At 70.3% G+C, this 17,098-nt stretch carries 14 protein-coding genes; 13 read left to right on the forward strand and 1 reads right to left on the reverse strand.

Features of this window, described 5'->3' with window-relative positions; translation table 11 throughout:
* Positions 1-3: 3 nt before the first annotated feature.
* The 12 genes from OHA11_RS39535 (at position 4) to OHA11_RS39590 (ending at position 15,082) form a co-directional block, all read left to right on the forward strand.
* Entirely contained in the window at positions 4-1,290 is a 1,287-nt protein-coding gene (locus tag OHA11_RS39535) for a dihydroorotase (RefSeq protein WP_266504764.1), read from the forward strand.
* A complete protein-coding gene (locus tag OHA11_RS39540; RefSeq protein ID WP_266504766.1) occupies positions 1,287-1,907 on the forward strand; it encodes a hypothetical protein in 621 nt (206 codons plus the stop codon). The genes OHA11_RS39535 and OHA11_RS39540 overlap by 4 nt, the downstream gene beginning before the upstream one ends.
* Positions 1,904-3,088 carry a glutamine-hydrolyzing carbamoyl-phosphate synthase small subunit gene (gene carA / locus OHA11_RS39545; protein WP_266504769.1) on the forward strand — a complete coding sequence of 395 codons (1,185 nt, stop codon included), beginning with the start codon at positions 1,904-1,906 and terminating at the stop codon, positions 3,086-3,088. The genes OHA11_RS39540 and carA overlap by 4 nt, the downstream gene beginning before the upstream one ends.
* Positions 3,081-6,389 carry a carbamoyl-phosphate synthase large subunit gene (gene carB, locus OHA11_RS39550; protein WP_266504772.1) on the forward strand — a complete coding sequence of 1,103 codons (3,309 nt, stop codon included), beginning with the start codon at positions 3,081-3,083 and terminating at the stop codon, positions 6,387-6,389. Before carA ends, carB begins: the two co-directional genes overlap by 8 nt.
* Positions 6,390-6,469: 80 nt before the next feature.
* Complete coding sequence (locus OHA11_RS39555) at positions 6,470-7,579, forward strand: quinone-dependent dihydroorotate dehydrogenase (protein WP_266507769.1); 1,110 nt, start codon at positions 6,470-6,472, stop codon at positions 7,577-7,579.
* The gene (gene pyrF, locus OHA11_RS39560; protein ID WP_266504774.1) at positions 7,576-8,424 is read left to right on the forward strand and encodes an orotidine-5'-phosphate decarboxylase; all 849 of its coding nucleotides are present in this window, start codon (positions 7,576-7,578) and stop codon (positions 8,422-8,424) included. Before OHA11_RS39555 ends, pyrF begins: the two co-directional genes overlap by 4 nt.
* 256 nt (positions 8,425-8,680) lie before the next feature.
* A complete protein-coding gene (locus OHA11_RS39565) occupies positions 8,681-9,004 on the forward strand; it encodes an integration host factor (protein WP_005319887.1) in 324 nt (107 codons plus the stop codon).
* Between the two features lie 38 nt (positions 9,005-9,042).
* Positions 9,043-9,636, forward strand: a complete 594-nt coding sequence (gene gmk, locus OHA11_RS39570) for a guanylate kinase (RefSeq protein WP_266504776.1) — start codon at positions 9,043-9,045, stop codon at positions 9,634-9,636.
* Between the two features lie 48 nt (positions 9,637-9,684).
* The gene (gene rpoZ, locus OHA11_RS39575) at positions 9,685-9,957 is read left to right on the forward strand and encodes a DNA-directed RNA polymerase subunit omega (protein ID WP_003982715.1); all 273 of its coding nucleotides are present in this window, start codon (positions 9,685-9,687) and stop codon (positions 9,955-9,957) included.
* Positions 9,958-10,059: 102 nt separating this feature from the next.
* Positions 10,060-11,262, forward strand: coding sequence for a bifunctional phosphopantothenoylcysteine decarboxylase/phosphopantothenate--cysteine ligase CoaBC (coaBC, locus tag OHA11_RS39580; protein WP_266504779.1), 1,203 nt, complete (start codon positions 10,060-10,062; stop codon positions 11,260-11,262).
* Between the two features lie 237 nt (positions 11,263-11,499).
* Complete coding sequence (gene metK / locus OHA11_RS39585) at positions 11,500-12,708, forward strand: methionine adenosyltransferase (protein WP_266504782.1); 1,209 nt, start codon at positions 11,500-11,502, stop codon at positions 12,706-12,708.
* Between the two features lie 205 nt (positions 12,709-12,913).
* Positions 12,914-15,082 carry a primosomal protein N' gene (locus OHA11_RS39590; protein WP_266504785.1) on the forward strand — a complete coding sequence of 723 codons (2,169 nt, stop codon included), beginning with the start codon at positions 12,914-12,916 and terminating at the stop codon, positions 15,080-15,082.
* Between the two features lie 179 nt (positions 15,083-15,261).
* Here OHA11_RS39590 and OHA11_RS39595 read toward each other — a convergent pair whose 3' ends face one another.
* Complete coding sequence (locus tag OHA11_RS39595; protein ID WP_266504788.1) at positions 15,262-15,813, reverse strand: hypothetical protein; 552 nt, start codon at positions 15,811-15,813, stop codon at positions 15,262-15,264.
* A gap of 325 nt (positions 15,814-16,138) precedes the next feature.
* Between OHA11_RS39595 and fmt the strand changes: the two genes are divergently transcribed.
* Positions 16,139-17,071 (forward strand): methionyl-tRNA formyltransferase, encoded by a 933-nt coding sequence (fmt, locus tag OHA11_RS39600; protein WP_266504790.1) that lies wholly within the window; start codon positions 16,139-16,141, stop codon positions 17,069-17,071.
* The last annotated feature ends 27 nt before the right edge of the window (positions 17,072-17,098 follow it).

Below are 17,098 nucleotides of genomic sequence, written 5' to 3' on the forward strand. Positions count from 1 at the left end.
CACATGGCCAAGATCCTTATCCGTGGTGCGAAGGTGCTCGGCGGCGAGCCGCAGGACGTGCTGATCGACGGTGCCGAGATCGCGGCCGTGGGCAGCGGTCTGTCGGCAGAGGGTGCCGAGGTCGTCGAGGCCGACGGCAAGGTGCTCCTGCCGGGGCTCGTGGACCTGCACACCCATCTGCGCGAGCCCGGCCGTGAGGACTCCGAGACCGTCCTGACCGGTACGCGCGCGGCGGCCAGCGGCGGCTACACCGCCGTGTTCGCCATGGCCAACACCTTCCCGGTCGCCGACACCGCCGGTGTCGTCGAGCAGGTCTACCGGCTCGGCCAGGAGCACGGCTACTGCGATGTGCAGCCCATCGGCGCCGTCACTGTCGGCCTGGAGGGCAAGAAGCTCGCCGAGCTGGGCGCCATGCACGAGTCCGCCGCCGGGGTCACGGTCTTCTCCGACGACGGCAAGTGCGTCGACGACGCCGTGATCATGCGGCGGGCGCTCGAATACGTGAAGGCCTTCGGCGGCGTCGTCGCCCAGCACGCGCAGGAGCCCCGGCTCACCGAGGGCGCCCAGATGAACGAGGGCGTCGTCTCCGCCGAGCTGGGCCTGGGCGGCTGGCCCGCGGTGGCCGAGGAATCGATCATTGCCCGGGACGTCCTGCTCGCCGAGCACGTCGGATCGCGCGTGCACATCTGCCACCTGTCGACCGCGGGATCGGTGGAGATCGTGCGCTGGGCCAAGTCCCGCGGCATCGACGTCACCGCCGAGGTCACCCCGCACCACCTTCTCCTCACCGACGAGCTGGTGCGGTCGTACAACCCCGTCTACAAGGTCAACCCGCCGCTGCGCACCGAGCGCGACGTCATGGCCCTGCGCGAGGCGCTCGCCGACGGCACGATCGACATCGTCGCCACCGACCACGCCCCGCACCCGCACGAGGACAAGGACTGCGAGTGGGCCGCGGCCGCCATGGGCATGGTGGGCCTGGAGACCGCGCTGTCCGTCGTCCAGCAGACGATGGTCGAGACCGGGCTCCTCGACTGGGCCGGGGTCGCCGACCGCATGTCGGTCAAGCCCGCCGACATCGGCCGGGCACAGGGCCACGGCCGTCCCGTCTCGGCAGGCGAGCCCGCCAACCTCACCCTCGTCGACACGGCATACCGTGGAGCCGTGGACCCCGCGGGCTTCGCGTCGCGCAGCCGCAACACTCCGTACGAGGGTCGTGAGCTGCCGGGCCGTGTCACGCACACGTGGCTCCGGGGCAGGGCCACGCTCGTCGACGGGAAGCTCGCGTGACATCACTCACCCCCATTGCGGCCGGGATCGCGGCGGACATCGCCGCCGAACAGAAGTCCGCCGAAGTGACCGACTGGGCCGCCCGTGTCGGCTGGCTCGTCGGCCTCGTCCTGTTCATCGCGCTCGTCTACTGGCTGATGCGCGAGGGCTGGAAGTGGCGTGGCGCGCTCCAGGGCGACCTGCCCGAGCTGCCCACCGCGCCGGAAGAGCCCGGCGAGGCCAGACTGACCGTGCTTTCGATGAGTGGCCGCTACCACGGCTCCACCACCGCCGGGCAGTGGCTCGACCGCATCGTGGCGCACGGCCTGGGCACCCGCAGCCGGGCCGAGGTCACGCTGACGGACGCGGGCCTGGACGTCGTACGCCCCGGAGCGGCCGACTTCTTCGTCCCCGTCGCGCAGTTGCGCGAGGCCCGGCTCGACAAGGGCATCGCGGGCAAGGTCCTCACCGAGGGCGGGCTCCTCGTCATCACCTGGGCGCACGGCGACCGGCTGATCGACTCCGGCTTCCGCTCCGACCACGCGGCCGAGCACAACGAGTGGGTCGACACCCTGAACCACATGATCGACATGATCGACACGAGCGACAAGAGCGACAAGACGGAAGGCGCACGATGACGACCTCCACCCAGGGAACCGCCTCGCAGGGGCGAAAGGCGGCTCCCGCCGTACTCGTCCTGGAGGACGGCCGGACCTTCCGCGGCCGTGCCTACGGGGCTGTGGGGGTGACCTTCGGCGAAGCGGTGTTCTCCACCGGCATGACCGGCTACCAGGAGACCCTCACCGATCCGTCGTACCACCGCCAGGTCGTCGTGATGACCGCCCCGCACGTCGGCAATACCGGCGTCAACGACGACGACCCCGAGTCGAAGCGCATCTGGGTCGCCGGTTACGTCGTACGGGACCCCGCGCGCGTGCCCTCCAACTGGCGCTCCCGGCGCTCCCTGGACGAGGAGCTCGTCCAGCAGGGCGTCGTGGGCATCAGCGGGATCGACACCCGCGCGCTCACCCGCCATCTGCGCGAGCGCGGCGCCATGCGCGTCGGCATCTTCTCCGGCAACGCGCTGCCCGACGAGGGCACCATGCTCGCCGAGGTGCGCCAGGCCCCCGAGATGAAGGGCGCCAGCCTCTACGAGGAAGTGGCCACCCAGGAGACGTACGTCGTCCCCGCGATCGGCCCCGACGGCGAAGCCGTCCCGATCGGTGCCGCGAAGTACACCGTCGCCGCCGTGGACCTCGGCATCAAGGGCATGACCCCGCACCGCATGGCCGAGCGCGGCATCGAGGTGCATGTGCTGCCCGCGACGGCGGGTGTCGAGGACATCTACGCGGTCGAGCCGGACGGTGTGTTCTTCTCCAACGGTCCCGGCGACCCGGAGCAGGCCGAGCACCCGGTTTCCGTGATGCGTGCCGTGCTGGAGCGGAAGACGCCGCTCTTCGGCATCTGCTTCGGCAACCAGATCCTCGGCCGCGCCCTCGGCTTCGGCACGTACAAGCTGAAGTACGGCCACCGGGGCATCAACCAGCCGGTGCAGGACCGTACGACCGGCAAGGTCGAGGTCACCGCGCACAACCACGGCTTCGCCGTCGACGCGCCGCTCGACAGGGTCTCCGAGACCCCCTACGGGCGTGCCGAGGTCTCGCACGTCTGCCTGAACGACCAGGTGGTCGAGGGGCTTCAGCTGCTCGACCAGCCGGCCTTCAGCGTCCAGTACCACCCCGAGGCGGCGGCGGGCCCGCACGACGCGGCCTACCTGTTCGACCGCTTCGTAGAGCTCATGGAGGGCCAGCGTGCCTAAGCGCACCGATATCCAGTCCGTCCTGGTCATCGGCTCAGGCCCGATCGTCATCGGCCAGGCCGCCGAGTTCGACTACTCCGGCACCCAGGCCTGCCGTGTCCTCAAGGCCGAGGGCCTGCGGGTCATCCTCGTCAACTCCAACCCGGCGACGATCATGACCGACCCGGAGATCGCCGACGCGACGTACGTCGAGCCGATCACCCCGGAGTTCGTCGAGAAGATCATCGCCAAGGAGCGGCCGGACACCCTGCTGCCGACGCTCGGCGGGCAGACCGCTCTCAACACCGCGATCTCCATGCACGAGCAGGGTGTGCTGGAGAAGTACGGTGTCGAGCTGATCGGCGCCAACGTCGAGGCGATCAACAAGGGCGAGGACCGCGACCTCTTCAAGGATGTCGTCGAGGCCGTCCGCGAGAAGATCGGGCACGGCGAGTCCGCCCGCTCGGTCATCTGCCACTCCATGGACGACGTGATCCAGGGCGTCGACACGCTCGGCGGCTACCCCGTCGTGGTCCGGCCGTCCTTCACCATGGGCGGCGCCGGCTCCGGCTTCGCGCACGACGAGGAGGAGCTGCGCCGGATCGCGGGGCAGGGCCTCACGCTCTCGCCGACCACCGAGGTGCTCCTGGAGGAGTCCATCCTCGGCTGGAAGGAGTACGAGCTGGAGCTGATGCGCGACAAGCACGACAACGTCGTGGTCGTCTGCTCCATCGAGAACTTCGACCCCATGGGCGTCCACACCGGCGACTCGATCACCGTGGCGCCCGCGATGACGCTGACCGACCGCGAGTACCAGCGCCTGCGGGACATCGGCATCGCGATCATCCGTGAGGTCGGCGTCGACACCGGCGGCTGCAACATCCAGTTCGCCGTGAACCCGGACGACGGCCGCATCATCGTCATCGAGATGAACCCGCGGGTGTCGCGCTCCTCGGCCCTCGCGTCGAAGGCCACCGGCTTCCCGATCGCCAAGATCGCCGCCAAGCTGGCCGTCGGCTACACCCTCGACGAGATCCCGAACGACATCACGGAGAAGACCCCGGCGTCCTTCGAGCCCACGCTCGACTATGTCGTCGTCAAGGCGCCGCGGTTCGCGTTCGAGAAGTTCCCGTCCGCCGACTCCACGCTGACCACGACCATGAAATCGGTCGGCGAGGCCATGGCGATCGGCCGCAACTTCACCGAGGCGCTGCAGAAGGCGCTGCGGTCGCTGGAGAAGAAGGGCAGCCAGTTCACGTTCGTCGGCGAGCCCGGCGACAAGGCTCTTCTTCTGGAAGAGGCCGTGCGGCCGACCGACGGGCGCATCAACTCCGTCATGCAGGCCATCCGCGCGGGTGCCGCGCCCGAGGAGGTCTTCGAGGCCACGAAGATCGACCCGTGGTTCGTGGACCAGCTGTTCCTGATCAAGGAGATCGCGGACGAGCTGGCCGCCGCCGACAAGCTGGACCCGGAGCTGCTCGCCGAGGCCAAGCGCCACGGCTTCTCCGACGTCCAGATCGGCGAGATCCGAGGCCTGCGTGAGGACGTCGTACGCGAGGTGCGACACGCGCTGGGCGTACGCCCGGTCTACAAGACGGTCGACACCTGCGCCGCCGAGTTCGCGGCCAAGACGCCGTACTTCTACTCCTCGTACGACGAGGAGACGGAGGTGGCTCCGCGCGAGAAGGCCGCGGTGATCATCCTCGGCTCCGGTCCGAACCGCATCGGCCAGGGCATCGAGTTCGACTACTCCTGTGTCCACGCCTCCTTCGCGCTGAGCGACGCGGGCTACGAGACCGTGATGGTCAACTGCAACCCGGAGACCGTCTCCACGGACTACGACACCTCCGACCGCCTGTACTTCGAGCCGCTCACGCTCGAAGACGTGCTGGAGATCGTCCACGCGGAGACGCTGGCCGGACCGATCGCGGGCGTGATCGTCCAGCTCGGCGGACAGACCCCGCTGGGCCTCTCGCAGGCGCTCAAGGACAACGGCGTGCCGGTCGTGGGCACCCCGCCCGAGGCCATCCACGCCGCCGAGGACCGCGGCGCCTTCGGCCAGGTCCTCGCCGAGGCCGGCCTCCCCGCGCCGAAGCACGGCACCGCCACGACGTTCGCCGGGGCCAAGGCCATCGCCGACGAGATCGGCTACCCCGTCCTCGTCCGGCCGTCGTACGTCCTCGGCGGGCGCGGTATGGAGATCGTGTACGACGAGACGCGGCTGGCCTCGTACATCGAGGAGTCGACCGAGATCAGCCCGTCCCGGCCGGTCCTGGTCGACCGCTTCCTGGACGACGCGATCGAGATCGACGTGGACGCGCTGTACGACGGCCACGAGTTGTACCTCGGCGGCGTCATGGAGCACATCGAGGAGGCCGGCATCCACTCCGGCGACTCGGCGTGCGCACTGCCCCCGATCACGCTCGGCGGCTTCGACATCAAGCGCCTGAGGGCCTCGACGGAGGCCATTGCCAAGGGTGTCGGGGTCCGCGGACTGATCAACATCCAGTTCGCGATGGCGGGCGACATCCTGTACGTCCTCGAAGCCAACCCGCGTGCCTCGCGCACCGTCCCCTTCACCTCGAAGGCGACCGCGGTGCCGCTGGCCAAGGCCGCCGCGCGGATCTCGCTGGGCGCGACGGTCGCCGAACTACGCGCCGAGGGGCTGCTGCCTGCCGTCGGCGACGGCGGTGAACTGCCGCTGGACGCCCCGATCTCCGTCAAGGAGGCCGTCATGCCGTGGTCGCGGTTCCGCGACATCCACGGCCGTGGCGTCGACACGATCCTCGGCCCGGAGATGCGCTCCACCGGCGAGGTCATGGGAATCGACTCGGTGTTCGGCACGGCGTACGCCAAGTCCCAGGCGGGGGCGTACGGTCCGCTGCCGACCAAGGGCCGTGCCTTTATCTCGGTCGCGAATCGCGACAAGCGCTCGATGATCTTCCCGGCGCGCGAACTGGTCGCCCACGGCTTCGAGTTGCTTGCCACCTCCGGCACCGCCGAGGTGCTCAAGCGCAACGGCATAAACGCCACCGTCGTGCGCAAGCAGTCCGAGGGCGAGGGCCCGAACGGCGAGAAGACCATCGTCCAGCTCATCCACGAGGGTGAGGTCGACCTCATCGTCAACACGCCGTACGGCACCGGTGGCCGCCTCGACGGCTACGACATCCGAACCGCTGCCGTGGCCCGCTCCGTGCCCTGCCTGACGACGGTCCAGGCACTCGCCGCCGCCGTCCAGGGCATCGACGCGCTCAAGCACGGTGACGTGGGAGTGCGTTCGCTCCAGGAACACGCCGAGCACCTGACCGCGGCCCGCGACTAGCAGCCATGAGGGGGACACCGGAAACGGTGTCCCCCTCTTCATGAGCCTTCTTCATGAGGCTCTTCGTGAGGACACTGATCATGTACAAGCTCTTCTTCCGGCTCGTGTTCAAGCGCATGGACCCCGAGCAGGCCCACCACCTCGCCTTCCGCTGGATCCGGCTCGCGGCCCGTGTCCCCGTCCTGCGGACCTTCGTCGCCGCCGTGTTCGCGCCCCGCCACGAGGAGCTGCGGACCGAGGCGTTCGGGCTGCGGATGCACGGGCCCTTCGGGCTCGCGGCGGGCTTCGACAAGAACGCGGTCGCCATCGACGGGATGTCGATGCTCGGCTTCGACCACGTGGAGATCGGCACGGTGACGGGGGAGGCGCAGCCGGGCAACCCCAGGAAGCGCCTGTTCCGCCTTGTGCCGGACCGCGCGCTGATCAACCGCATGGGGTTCAACAACGAGGGCTCCGAGGCCGTAGCAAGGCGTCTGGCGGCCCGTACGGCCGTCTTCAGGACCGTCGTGGGCGTCAACATCGGCAAGACCAAGGTCGTCCCGGAGGCCGAGGCCGCCGCCGACTACGTGAAGTCCGCCGAACGGCTGGCCGCCTACGCCGACTACCTCGTCGTCAACGTCAGCTCGCCGAACACGCCCGGGCTGCGCAACCTCCAGGCCACGGAGTCGCTGCGGCCGCTGCTGACCGCCGTCCGCGAGGCCGCCGACCGGACCGTGACCACGCGCCGCGTGCCGCTCCTGGTGAAGATCGCGCCCGACCTCGCCGACGAGGATGTCGACGCCGTCGCCGACCTCGCCCTGGAGCTCGGCCTGGACGGGATCATCGCCACGAACACCACCATCGCGCGCGAGGGGCTCGGTTTGACATCCGAACCCGCTATGGTCGCGGAGACCGGCGGACTCTCGGGCGCCCCGCTGAAAGCACGCTCCCTGGAAGTGATGCGCCGCCTCTACGCGCGCGTGGGCGACCGGATCACCCTGGTGGGCGTCGGCGGGATCGAGAACGCCGAGGACGCCTGGCAGCGGATCCTGGCGGGCGCCACTCTCGTCCAGGGCTACAGCGCCTTCGTCTACGAGGGCCCCTTCTGGGGCCGCGCCATCCACAAGGGCCTCGCCGCCCGCCTGCGCACCAGCCCGTACGCCACCCTCGCCGACGCGGTCGGCGCCGACGTAAGGAAGACGACGGTATGACCGAGCCCTTCGGATCGCGGCTGCGCCGCGCCATGGACGAGCGGGGGCCGCTGTGCGTCGGCATCGACCCGCACGCCTCCCTGCTGGCCGACTGGGGCCTGAACGACGACATCGCGGGGCTCGAGCGCTTCAGCCGCACCGTCGTCGAGGCGCTGGCCGACCGGGTGGCCGTACTGAAGCCCCAGAGCGCGTTCTTCGAGCGCTTCGGGTCACGCGGCATCGCCGTACTGGAGAAGTCGGTCGAGGAAGCGCGGGCGGCTGGGGCGCTGGTCGTCATGGACGCCAAGCGCGGCGACATCGGCTCGACCATGGCGGCGTACGCCTCCGCCTTCCTGGAGAAGGGGTCGCCGCTCTTCTCGGACGCGCTCACCGTCTCGCCGTACCTCGGCTACGGATCGCTGAAGCCGGCGGTCGACCTCGCGCGGGAGAGCGGCTCGGGTCTGTTCGTGCTCGCCCTCACCTCCAACCCGGAGGGCGGCGAGGTGCAGCACGCGGTGCGCCCCGAGGACACCGCCCTGCGGAACGTGGGCGCGACCATGCTGGCGCATCTCGCCGAGGAGAACGCGGGGGAGACCCCGATGGGCTCCTTCGGAGCGGTCGTCGGCGCCACGCTCGGCGATCTGTCCTCGTACGACCTCGATATCAACGGCCCGCTCCTCGCGCCCGGCATCGGTGCCCAGGGGGCCACACCGGCCGATCTCCCGGGCGTGTTCGGCGCGGCGGTGCACCGGGTGGTCCCGAATGTCAGCCGGGGTGTTCTGCGTCACGGACCCGATATCGGCTCGCTACGCGCGTCATCGGACCTCTTCGCGGAGCAGATCAGGGCGGCTGTGGCGGCCGCGTAGCGCTTTTCGTGGGCGTCCTTCAGGCGTCCCGAGTCTGAATACATCCTCAAATCCGGGGCATTTTGTCCGGAATGTCGGACTCGATGGAGGCTGACCAGGACTTTTCCGCTGTTCTCGCTGACTCCGGCGGACTTGCCCGCTAGTCTCCGACGCAGGGTGAACGGGCAAGAGCGTTGCTCGTTGCTCCCCAGGTGTGGGGCGACTAGGTTCCTCACCGGTCCGTATCCGACAGTTCGACATCCGAGGTGACGTAGGCGTGGCTCTTCCGCCCCTTACCCCTGAACAGCGCGCAGCCGCGCTCGAAAAGGCCGCCGCGGCTCGCCGGGAGCGGGCCGAGGTCAAGAATCGACTCAAGCACTCCGGCGCCTCCCTTCACGAGGTCATCAAGCAGGGCCAGGAGAATGACGTCATCGGCAAGATGAAGGTCTCCGCCCTCCTGGAGTCCCTGCCGGGCGTGGGCAAGGTCCGCGCCAAGCAGATCATGGAGCGACTTGGCATCTCCGAGAGCCGCCGCGTGCGCGGTCTCGGCTCCAATCAGATCGCGTCTCTCGAGCGCGAGTTCGGCGGCGGTGCTGCCTGACGTTCTCGGGCACCCCTGAGAACCTGGATAATCGCCGCATGGCTGCAACACCCCGGGGGACGACCCCCGTACCCCCGGACGTACGTCCGCGGCTGACCGTGCTCTCCGGCCCCTCCGGGGTCGGCAAGAGCACGGTCGTCGCCCATATGCGCAAGGAACACCCCGAGGTCTGGCTCTCCGTGTCGGCCACGACCCGCAAGCCACGCCCCGGGGAGAAGCACGGTGTCCACTATTTCTTCGTCAGCGACGAGGAGATGGACAAGCTGATCGCCAACGGCGAACTGCTCGAATGGGCGGAGTTCGCGGGCAACCGCTACGGGACACCGCGCAAGGCCGTGCTCGAACGGCTGGAGGCGGGTGAGCCGGTCCTCCTGGAGATCGATCTCCAGGGAGCCCGGCAGGTCCGCGAGTCCATGGCGGATGCTCTGCTGGTGTTCCTGGCTCCTCCCTCCTGGGAGGAGCTCGTGCGCAGACTCACCGGGCGGGGCACCGAGCCGCCCGAGGTGATCGAGCGCCGGCTGGAGGCCGCGAAGATCGAACTGGCCGCCGAGCCGGAGTTCGACGTGACCCTGGTCAACACCTCCGTCGAGGACGTGGCGCGTGAGCTGCTAGCCTTGATGGAAGTTGTTTGATCTTTCAGGTCACTGTCAGGTCAATTTCCACCTTTCGGAAGGCAGAGCGTGTCCTCTTCCATCACCGCGCCCGAGGGCATCATCAACCCTCCGATCGACGAGCTCCTCGAGGCAACCGACTCGAAGTACAGCCTGGTGATCTACGCCGCCAAGCGCGCGCGTCAGATCAACGCGTACTACTCGCAGCTCGGTGAGGGCCTCCTTGAGTACGTCGGTCCCCTCGTCGACACGCATGTCCACGAGAAGCCGCTCTCGATCGCCCTGCGCGAGATCAACGCGGGTCTGCTGACGTCGGAGGCCGTAGAGGGCCCTGCGCAGTAGTATTTTCTGCTTGAAGATGCTTTATCCACAGGCCTGGCAGCGCGACTGCCAGGCCTGTGGTGTGTGATGGGGGCATACGTATTCCGAGGTACGGGGAGAGCCGTGGACAAGCCGAAGGTCGTGCTGGGGGTCAGTGGCGGCATCGCCGCGTACAAGGCCTGTGAGCTGCTGCGCCGGCTGACCGAGTCGGGACACGACGTGCGCGTCGTACCGACGGAGTCCGCGCTGCACTTCGTCGGCGCCGCGACCTGGTCCGCGCTCTCCGGCCACCCGGTGTCCACGGAGGTCTGGTCGGACGTCCACGAGGTCCCGCACGTGCGCATCGGGCAGGGGGCCGATCTGGTCGTCGTCGCCCCCGCCACCGCGGACATGCTCGCGAAGGCCGCCCACGGCCTGGCCGACGACCTGCTGACGAACACGCTGCTCACCGCCCGCTGTCCGGTGGTCTTCGCCCCCGCCATGCACACCGAGATGTGGGAGCACGCGGCCACACAGGAGAACGTGGCGACACTGCGCCGCCGCGGCGCCGTCGTCCTCGACCCGGCGGTGGGGCGCCTGACCGGTGTGGACACGGGCAAGGGGCGGCTGCCCGAGCCGTCGGAGATCTTCGAGGTCTGCCGCAGGGTGCTCGCCCGTGGCGCGACCGAGCCCGACCTCGCCGGCCGTCATGTCGTCGTGAGCGCCGGGGGCACGCGCGAGCCCCTCGACCCGGTCCGCTTCCTCGGCAACCGTTCCTCCGGGAAGCAGGGGTACGCCCTCGCGCGCACCGCCGCCGCCCGGGGCGCCCGGGTCACGCTGATCGCCGCGAACACCGGCCTGCCGGACCCGGCAGGCGTCGACGTCGTACAGGTCGGGACCGCCGTGCAGCTGCGTGAGGCCGTGCTCAAGGCGGCGCCGGACGCCGACGCCGTGGTGATGGCGGCGGCGGTCGCGGACTTCCGGCCGGCGGCATACGCGGCCGGAAAGATCAAGAAGAAGGACGATCAGGAACCGGAGCCGATCGTTCTGATCCGTAATCCGGACATCCTCGCGGAGATATCGGCTGACCGCGCCCGCCCGGGTCAGGTCGTCGTCGGCTTCGCCGCCGAGACGGACGACGTGCTTGCCAACGGCCGGACGAAGCTACGGCGCAAGGGCTGTGATCTCCTCGTCGTGAACGAGGTCGGGGAGCGCAAGACCTTCGGCTCCGAGGAGAACGAGGCGGTGGTGCTGGGGGCGGACGGAAGCGAGACCCCGGTGCCGTACGGACCGAAGGAAGCCCTGGCCGAGACCGTGTGGGATCTCGTGGCGCATCGCTTCGAGTGAATGTCTCATTCGCTTCAACAGACCCTCTAAAAACACGACATCAGGGTGTGGGAACCTGGCGTAGACGGTTCGTCGTGACGCAGAATGCCCGTGCCGCAGGTCACAGCACTCCCGAGAGGCGAGACAGTAGCCCGGCGGCAGAGCGCGACCGATAAACTGTTCTCGGACGACGCCGGGCGCAGCCCCCGGCCGTCCGCCAATGATCAGCCAGCAGCCGCTGCAACCACAGGGAGCGTTGTGTCCCGTCGCCTGTTCACCTCGGAGTCCGTGACCGAGGGTCACCCCGACAAGATCGCTGACCAGATCAGCGACACCATTCTCGACGCGCTTCTGCGCGTGGACCCGCATTCCCGGGTCGCCGTCGAGACTCTGATCACGACCGGTCTGGTGCATGTGGCCGGTGAGGTCACGACCAAGGCGTACGCGCCGATCGCGCAGCTCGTGCGCGACAAGATCCTCGAAATCGGTTACGACTCCTCGAAGAAGGGCTTCGACGGCGCGTCCTGCGGCGTGTCGGTGTCGATCGGCTCGCAGTCTCCCGACATCGCGCAGGGCGTCGACACGGCGTACGAGAAGCGGGTCGAGGGCGATGAGGACGAGCTCGACAAGCAGGGCGCGGGTGACCAGGGCCTGATGTTCGGCTACGCGACGGACGAGACGCCGGCGCTGATGCCGCTGCCGATCCACCTCGCGCACCGTCTGTCGCGCCGGCTGTCCGAGGTCCGCAAGAACGGGACGATCCCGTACCTGCGCCCGGACGGCAAGACGCAGGTCACCATCGAGTACGACGGTGACAAGGCGGTCCGTCTGGACACGGTCGTGGTCTCCTCGCAGCACGCGTCGGACATCGACCTGGACTCGCTGCTGGCGCCGGACATCCGCGAGTTCGTGGTGGAGCCGGAGCTGAAGGCGCTGCTGGACGACGGCATCAAGCTGGACACCGAGGGCTACCGTCTGCTGGTGAACCCGACCGGGCGTTTCGAGATCGGCGGCCCGATGGGTGACGCGGGTCTGACCGGCCGCAAGATCATCATCGACACGTACGGCGGTATGGCCCGGCACGGCGGCGGCGCGTTCTCGGGCAAGGACCCGTCCAAGGTCGACCGTTCCGCGGCGTACGCGATGCGCTGGGTCGCGAAGAACGTGGTGGCCGCTGGTCTGGCGACCCGCTGCGAGGTCCAGGTGGCCTACGCGATCGGCAAGGCCGAGCCGGTGGGTCTGTTCGTGGAGACGTTCGGCACGGCCAAGATCGACGCCGAGAAGATCGAGACGGCCATCACCGAGGTCTTCGACCTCCGCCCGGCCGCGATCATCCGCGACCTGGACCTGCTGCGGCCGATCTACGCCCAGACCGCGGCGTACGGCCACTTCGGCCGTGAACTGCCCGAGTTCACCTGGGAGAAGACGGACCGCGTGGACGCCCTGCGCAAGGCCGCGGGTCTGTAGAACCTGCTGACCCGCTGTTGGTCGACGAAACTGTTTTCGGCGAGGCCCGGCGCCCCTGAGGGGGTGGCGGGCCTCGCCGCTGCCGGTTCTGGACCGGGATGGCCGAGTGGCCCACGGCAGACGCAACCCAGGGATGTCCGCGGTCCGTGGTCGGTCTGATCTCGGGCGTGCCGGGGTGTCAGTGCGGTCTGGTAGGAATGTTGCTGTGAGCAGCGCGGATGGGCGTGGTGAAGGTGGGGCCGAAGGGGCGCCGCCTGAGCAGCTTGCGTTGATTCGGGATGCCGTGCGGAAGGCGCCGCGGGCCAAGCCGCGGACCTGGCGGGGGGCCGCGGTCGCCAAGGAGTTGCCCGTGGCGCGGGTGCTGGTCGACAAGGGCATGCTGCATCTTGATCGGTACTTCGACTACGCCGTGCCCGAAGAGCTTGACGCCGATGCGCAGCCGGGGGTGCGGGTGCGGGTGCGGTTCGGGGCCGGGCGGCATCGGGTGCGGGAGGGGCGGCGTGAGGGTGGCGGGCTGATCGACGGGTTTCTCGTTGAGCGGCTGGCCGAGTCCGACTACTCGGGGCCGCTCGCCGCGCTCGCTCAAGTCGTCTCGCCCGAGCCGGTGTTGAGCGAGGAGCTGCTGGCGCTCGCGCGGGCCGTCGCCGATCGGTATGCGGGGAGTCTTGCCGATGTGCTGCAGCTGGCCGTGCCGCCGCGCAACGCGAGGGCCGAGCAGAAGCCGTCACCCGAGCCGCTGCCGGTTCCCGAGGCGCCAGGTGCGGGGTCCTGGGCCCGGTATTCGCGGGGGCCCGCGTTCGTCGAGTCGCTCGCGGGGGGTGGGGTGCCCCGGGCCGTGTGGAACGCGCTGCCCGGGCCCGGCTGGGCCGAGGAGCTGGCGCGGGCCGTGGGCGCGACACTCGCCTCGGGCCGTGGCGCGCTGGTCGTCGTGCCGGACGGGCGGGCCGTCAACCGGGTCGATGCCGCGCTGACCTCGGTACTGGGAGAGGGGCGGCATGCCGTACTCACCGCCGAGGCCGGACCCGAGAAGCGGTACCGGCAGTGGCTCGCGGTGCGGCGTGGTTCCGTACGGGCTGTCGTGGGGACCCGGGCCGCCATGTTCGCGCCCGTGCGGGACCTGGGGCTCGTGGCCATGTGGGACGACGGGGACGGCAGCCACAGCGAGCTGCACGCGCCTCAGCCGCATGCGCGGGAGGTGCTGTTGCTGCGGACCGCGCACGAGAAGTGCGCGTTCCTGCTGGGAAGTTGGAGCTGCACCGTCGAGGCCGCGCAGCTCGTGGAGAGTGGCTGGGCGGCGCCGATCGTCGCCGAGCGGGAGCAGGTGCGGGGGGCGGCTCCGCTCGTACGGACAGTGGGCGACGGGGATCTCGCGCGCGACGAGGCGGCGCGGGCCGCACGGCTGCCCACCCTCGCCTGGCAGGTCGTACGGGAGGGGCTGAAGCACGGGCCTGTACTGGTGCAGGTGCCGCGGCGTGGCTATGTGCCGCGGATGGCCTGTGCGCAGTGCCGGGCGGCTGCTCGGTGCCGGCACTGTGCCGGGCCGTTGGAGGGGCAGGACGCCGGCGGGCTGCGGTGCGGGTGGTGCGGGAGGGACGAGGCGGCGTGGAGCTGTCCCGAGTGCGGGGGGTTCCGGCTGCGGGCGCAGGTCGTGGGGGCGCGGCGGACCGCCGAAGAACTCGGGCGGGCCTTTCCGGCCGTCCCTGTGCGGACGTCGGGGCGCGAGCAGGTTCTGGACACGGTGCCGGGGGCGCCCGCGCTGGTCGTGAGCACGCCGGGCGCGGAGCCCGTCGCCGAGGGCGGGTACGCGGCGGCGCTGCTGCTCGACGGCTGGGCGATGCTGGGGCGGCCCGATCTGCGGGCCGGCGAGGACGCGCTGCGGCGGTGGATCGGGGCGGCGGCGCTGGTGCGGGGGCAGCGGGACGGCGGGACCGTGGTGGTCGTCGCCGAGCCGACGTTGCGGCCGGTGCAGGCGCTGGTGCGGTGGGACCCGGTGGGGCACGCCGTCCGTGAGTTGGCCGAGCGCGCCGAGTTGGGCTTTCCGCCCGTGTCGCGGATGGCTGCCGTGTCCGGTACGGCGGAGGCACTCGCCGGTTTCCTGGCCGCGGTCGAACTGCCGCGTGAGGCTGAGGTGTTGGGGCCTGTGCCGGTGCCTCCGGCGGATCCCGGGCGGCCGCGGCGGACCGGGGCGCCACCGGCCGGCGAGCCGTGGGAGCGGGTGCTGATCAGGGTGCCGCCGGGGAAGGGGGCCGCGTTGGCCTCCGCGTTGAAGAGCGCGCAGGCGGCTCGGATGGCGCGTGGAGGGAGTGGGGGGAGTGGCGGCAGCGGGGGGAGCGATGTGGTGCGGATTCGGGTTGATCCGCCTGATATTGGGTGACTGTTTGGTGTGGGTGGCCGTGGCCTCTTCTCCTGGGGGCCGGGGCCGAGGTTGAGGTCGGTGAGGCCGCCGGATGTTGTCGGTTGTCCGTTTGCGGGTGCGGGTGCGGGTGCGGGTGCGGGTGCGCGGATACGGGTCTGCCCCCGAGGCTTGTCGGGGGCAGACAGGTGAGTGAGGGATCAGCCGTTGCGCGGGCCCGGGAAGGCGCTCGGCCTGATGATGTCCTCGCGGAGCGTGGGGCTGCCCGCGGTCGGCTGGGTGGGCATCGGCATCGGCATGGAGCGGGCCGCGGGGACCGTGGGAAGGCCGGTGTTGACGGCGACCGTGCGGGAGGAGCCCGACGGTTCCGTGGCGCGCTCGGCCTCGGCTGCCGCCTGGGCAGCGGCCCGGCGGGCGCCGTAACGTCGGTGCACCGCCTGTTTGGTGACCCCCAGCGCCGAGCCCACCGCGTCCCACGAGAAGCCCAGTGAACGGTCGAAGTCCACGGCGGCCGTGACCAGGGTCTCGACACTGTCCCGCAGCTCCTGGGCGAGGCGGACGGTCGGGGCGGGAGCGCGTCCGTAGACGACGAAGCCCGTGGACGGGCCGGAGCGGCGCGGGCGGTAGACGTTGCCCAGCTGGGCTGTCAGCGTGCGCAGTGCGTCCACCTGCCGGCGGACCCGCTCGATGTCCCGCACCAGCAAGTGCAGGCTGGCCCGAGCCTGGGCGTCGTGGGTTGCGTGGTCGGCCATGAACAAGCCTCTCGAACCGGCGTTGAAAAGGACCGGGCCGCGAGTGCGGCCCGTTTTGGTCAACTCTTACTTGACCAACGCGTTTCAGGGTGAGTGGTCACGCTTCAGGGGCGTGGGGGCATATGCGTACGCCCCCGGCGGCTGGGCGTGCGCTCGCATCGGCCTTTGCCCCGCGCGCCTTCGGTCCCGGGGCGAGTGTTCTCGTCCGTGCCGTCCGTGCCGTCCGTACCCGTCCATGCGGTGGCCGTCGGGTCCGTATCGCCCGGCGCCCCATAGACTGGTGCGCTGCCCGACACGAATCCGCCCGAGAGGCCGACTGCCACCCATGAAGCTCGTCTTCGCCGGTACCCCCGAGGTCGCCGTTCCCGCTCTGGACGCCCTGATCGCCTCCGGGCGGCATGAGGTGGCCGCCGTCGTCACCCGGCCCGACGCGCCGGCGGGGCGGGGGCGGAGGCTCGTCGCGAGCCCCGTCGCCGAGCGTGCGGCGGAAGCCGGGATCGAGGTGCTGAGGCCGGTGAAGCCGCGGGACGAGGCGTTTCTCGCCCGGCTGCGGGAGATCGCGCCGGACTGCTGCCCCGTGGTCGCCTACGGTGCGTTGTTGCCCCGGGTCGCGCTCGACATCCCCGCCCAGGGCTGGGTCAATCTGCACTTCTCGCTGCTGCCCGCCTGGCGTGGGGCGGCCCCTGTGCAGCACGCGATCATGGCCGGGGACGAGATCACCGGGGCCTCCACCTTCCTCATCGAGGAGGGGCTCGACTCCGGGCCCGTATACGGGACGGTCACCGAGGTGGTGCGGCCCACCGACACCAGCGGGGATCTGCTGACGCGGCTGGCCTTCGCGGGAGCCGGGCTGCTCTCCGCGACCATGGACGGGATCGAGGACGGCACGCTGAAGGCTGTGCCGCAGCCGGGGGACGGCGTCACGATGGCGCCGAAGATCAGCGTCGAGGACGCGCACGTGGACTGGGCCGCGCCCGCGCTTCGCGTCGACCGGGTCGTACGCGGGTGCACGCCCGCGCCGGGGGCGTGGACCGTGTTCCGGGGGGAGCGGCTCAAGTTGATTCAGGTTGCGCTTGCTCCTGAGCGGACGGATCTTGCTCCGGGGGCTTTGGGCGTCGGCAAGAACAATGTGTACGTGGGTACTGGGTCGTGTGCCGTTGAGTTGCTGTGGGTGCAGGCTCAGGGGAAGAAGCCGATGCGGGCGGCGGATTGGGCGCGGGGGGTCCGGATCGGGTCTGGCGAGGTGGTGGGGGGCTGAGTTCTCAGAACCTGCGCCCCCGCACCC

Source organism: Streptomyces sp. NBC_00878 (genome assembly GCF_026341515.1).
Taxonomy (GTDB): domain Bacteria; phylum Actinomycetota; class Actinomycetes; order Streptomycetales; family Streptomycetaceae; genus Streptomyces.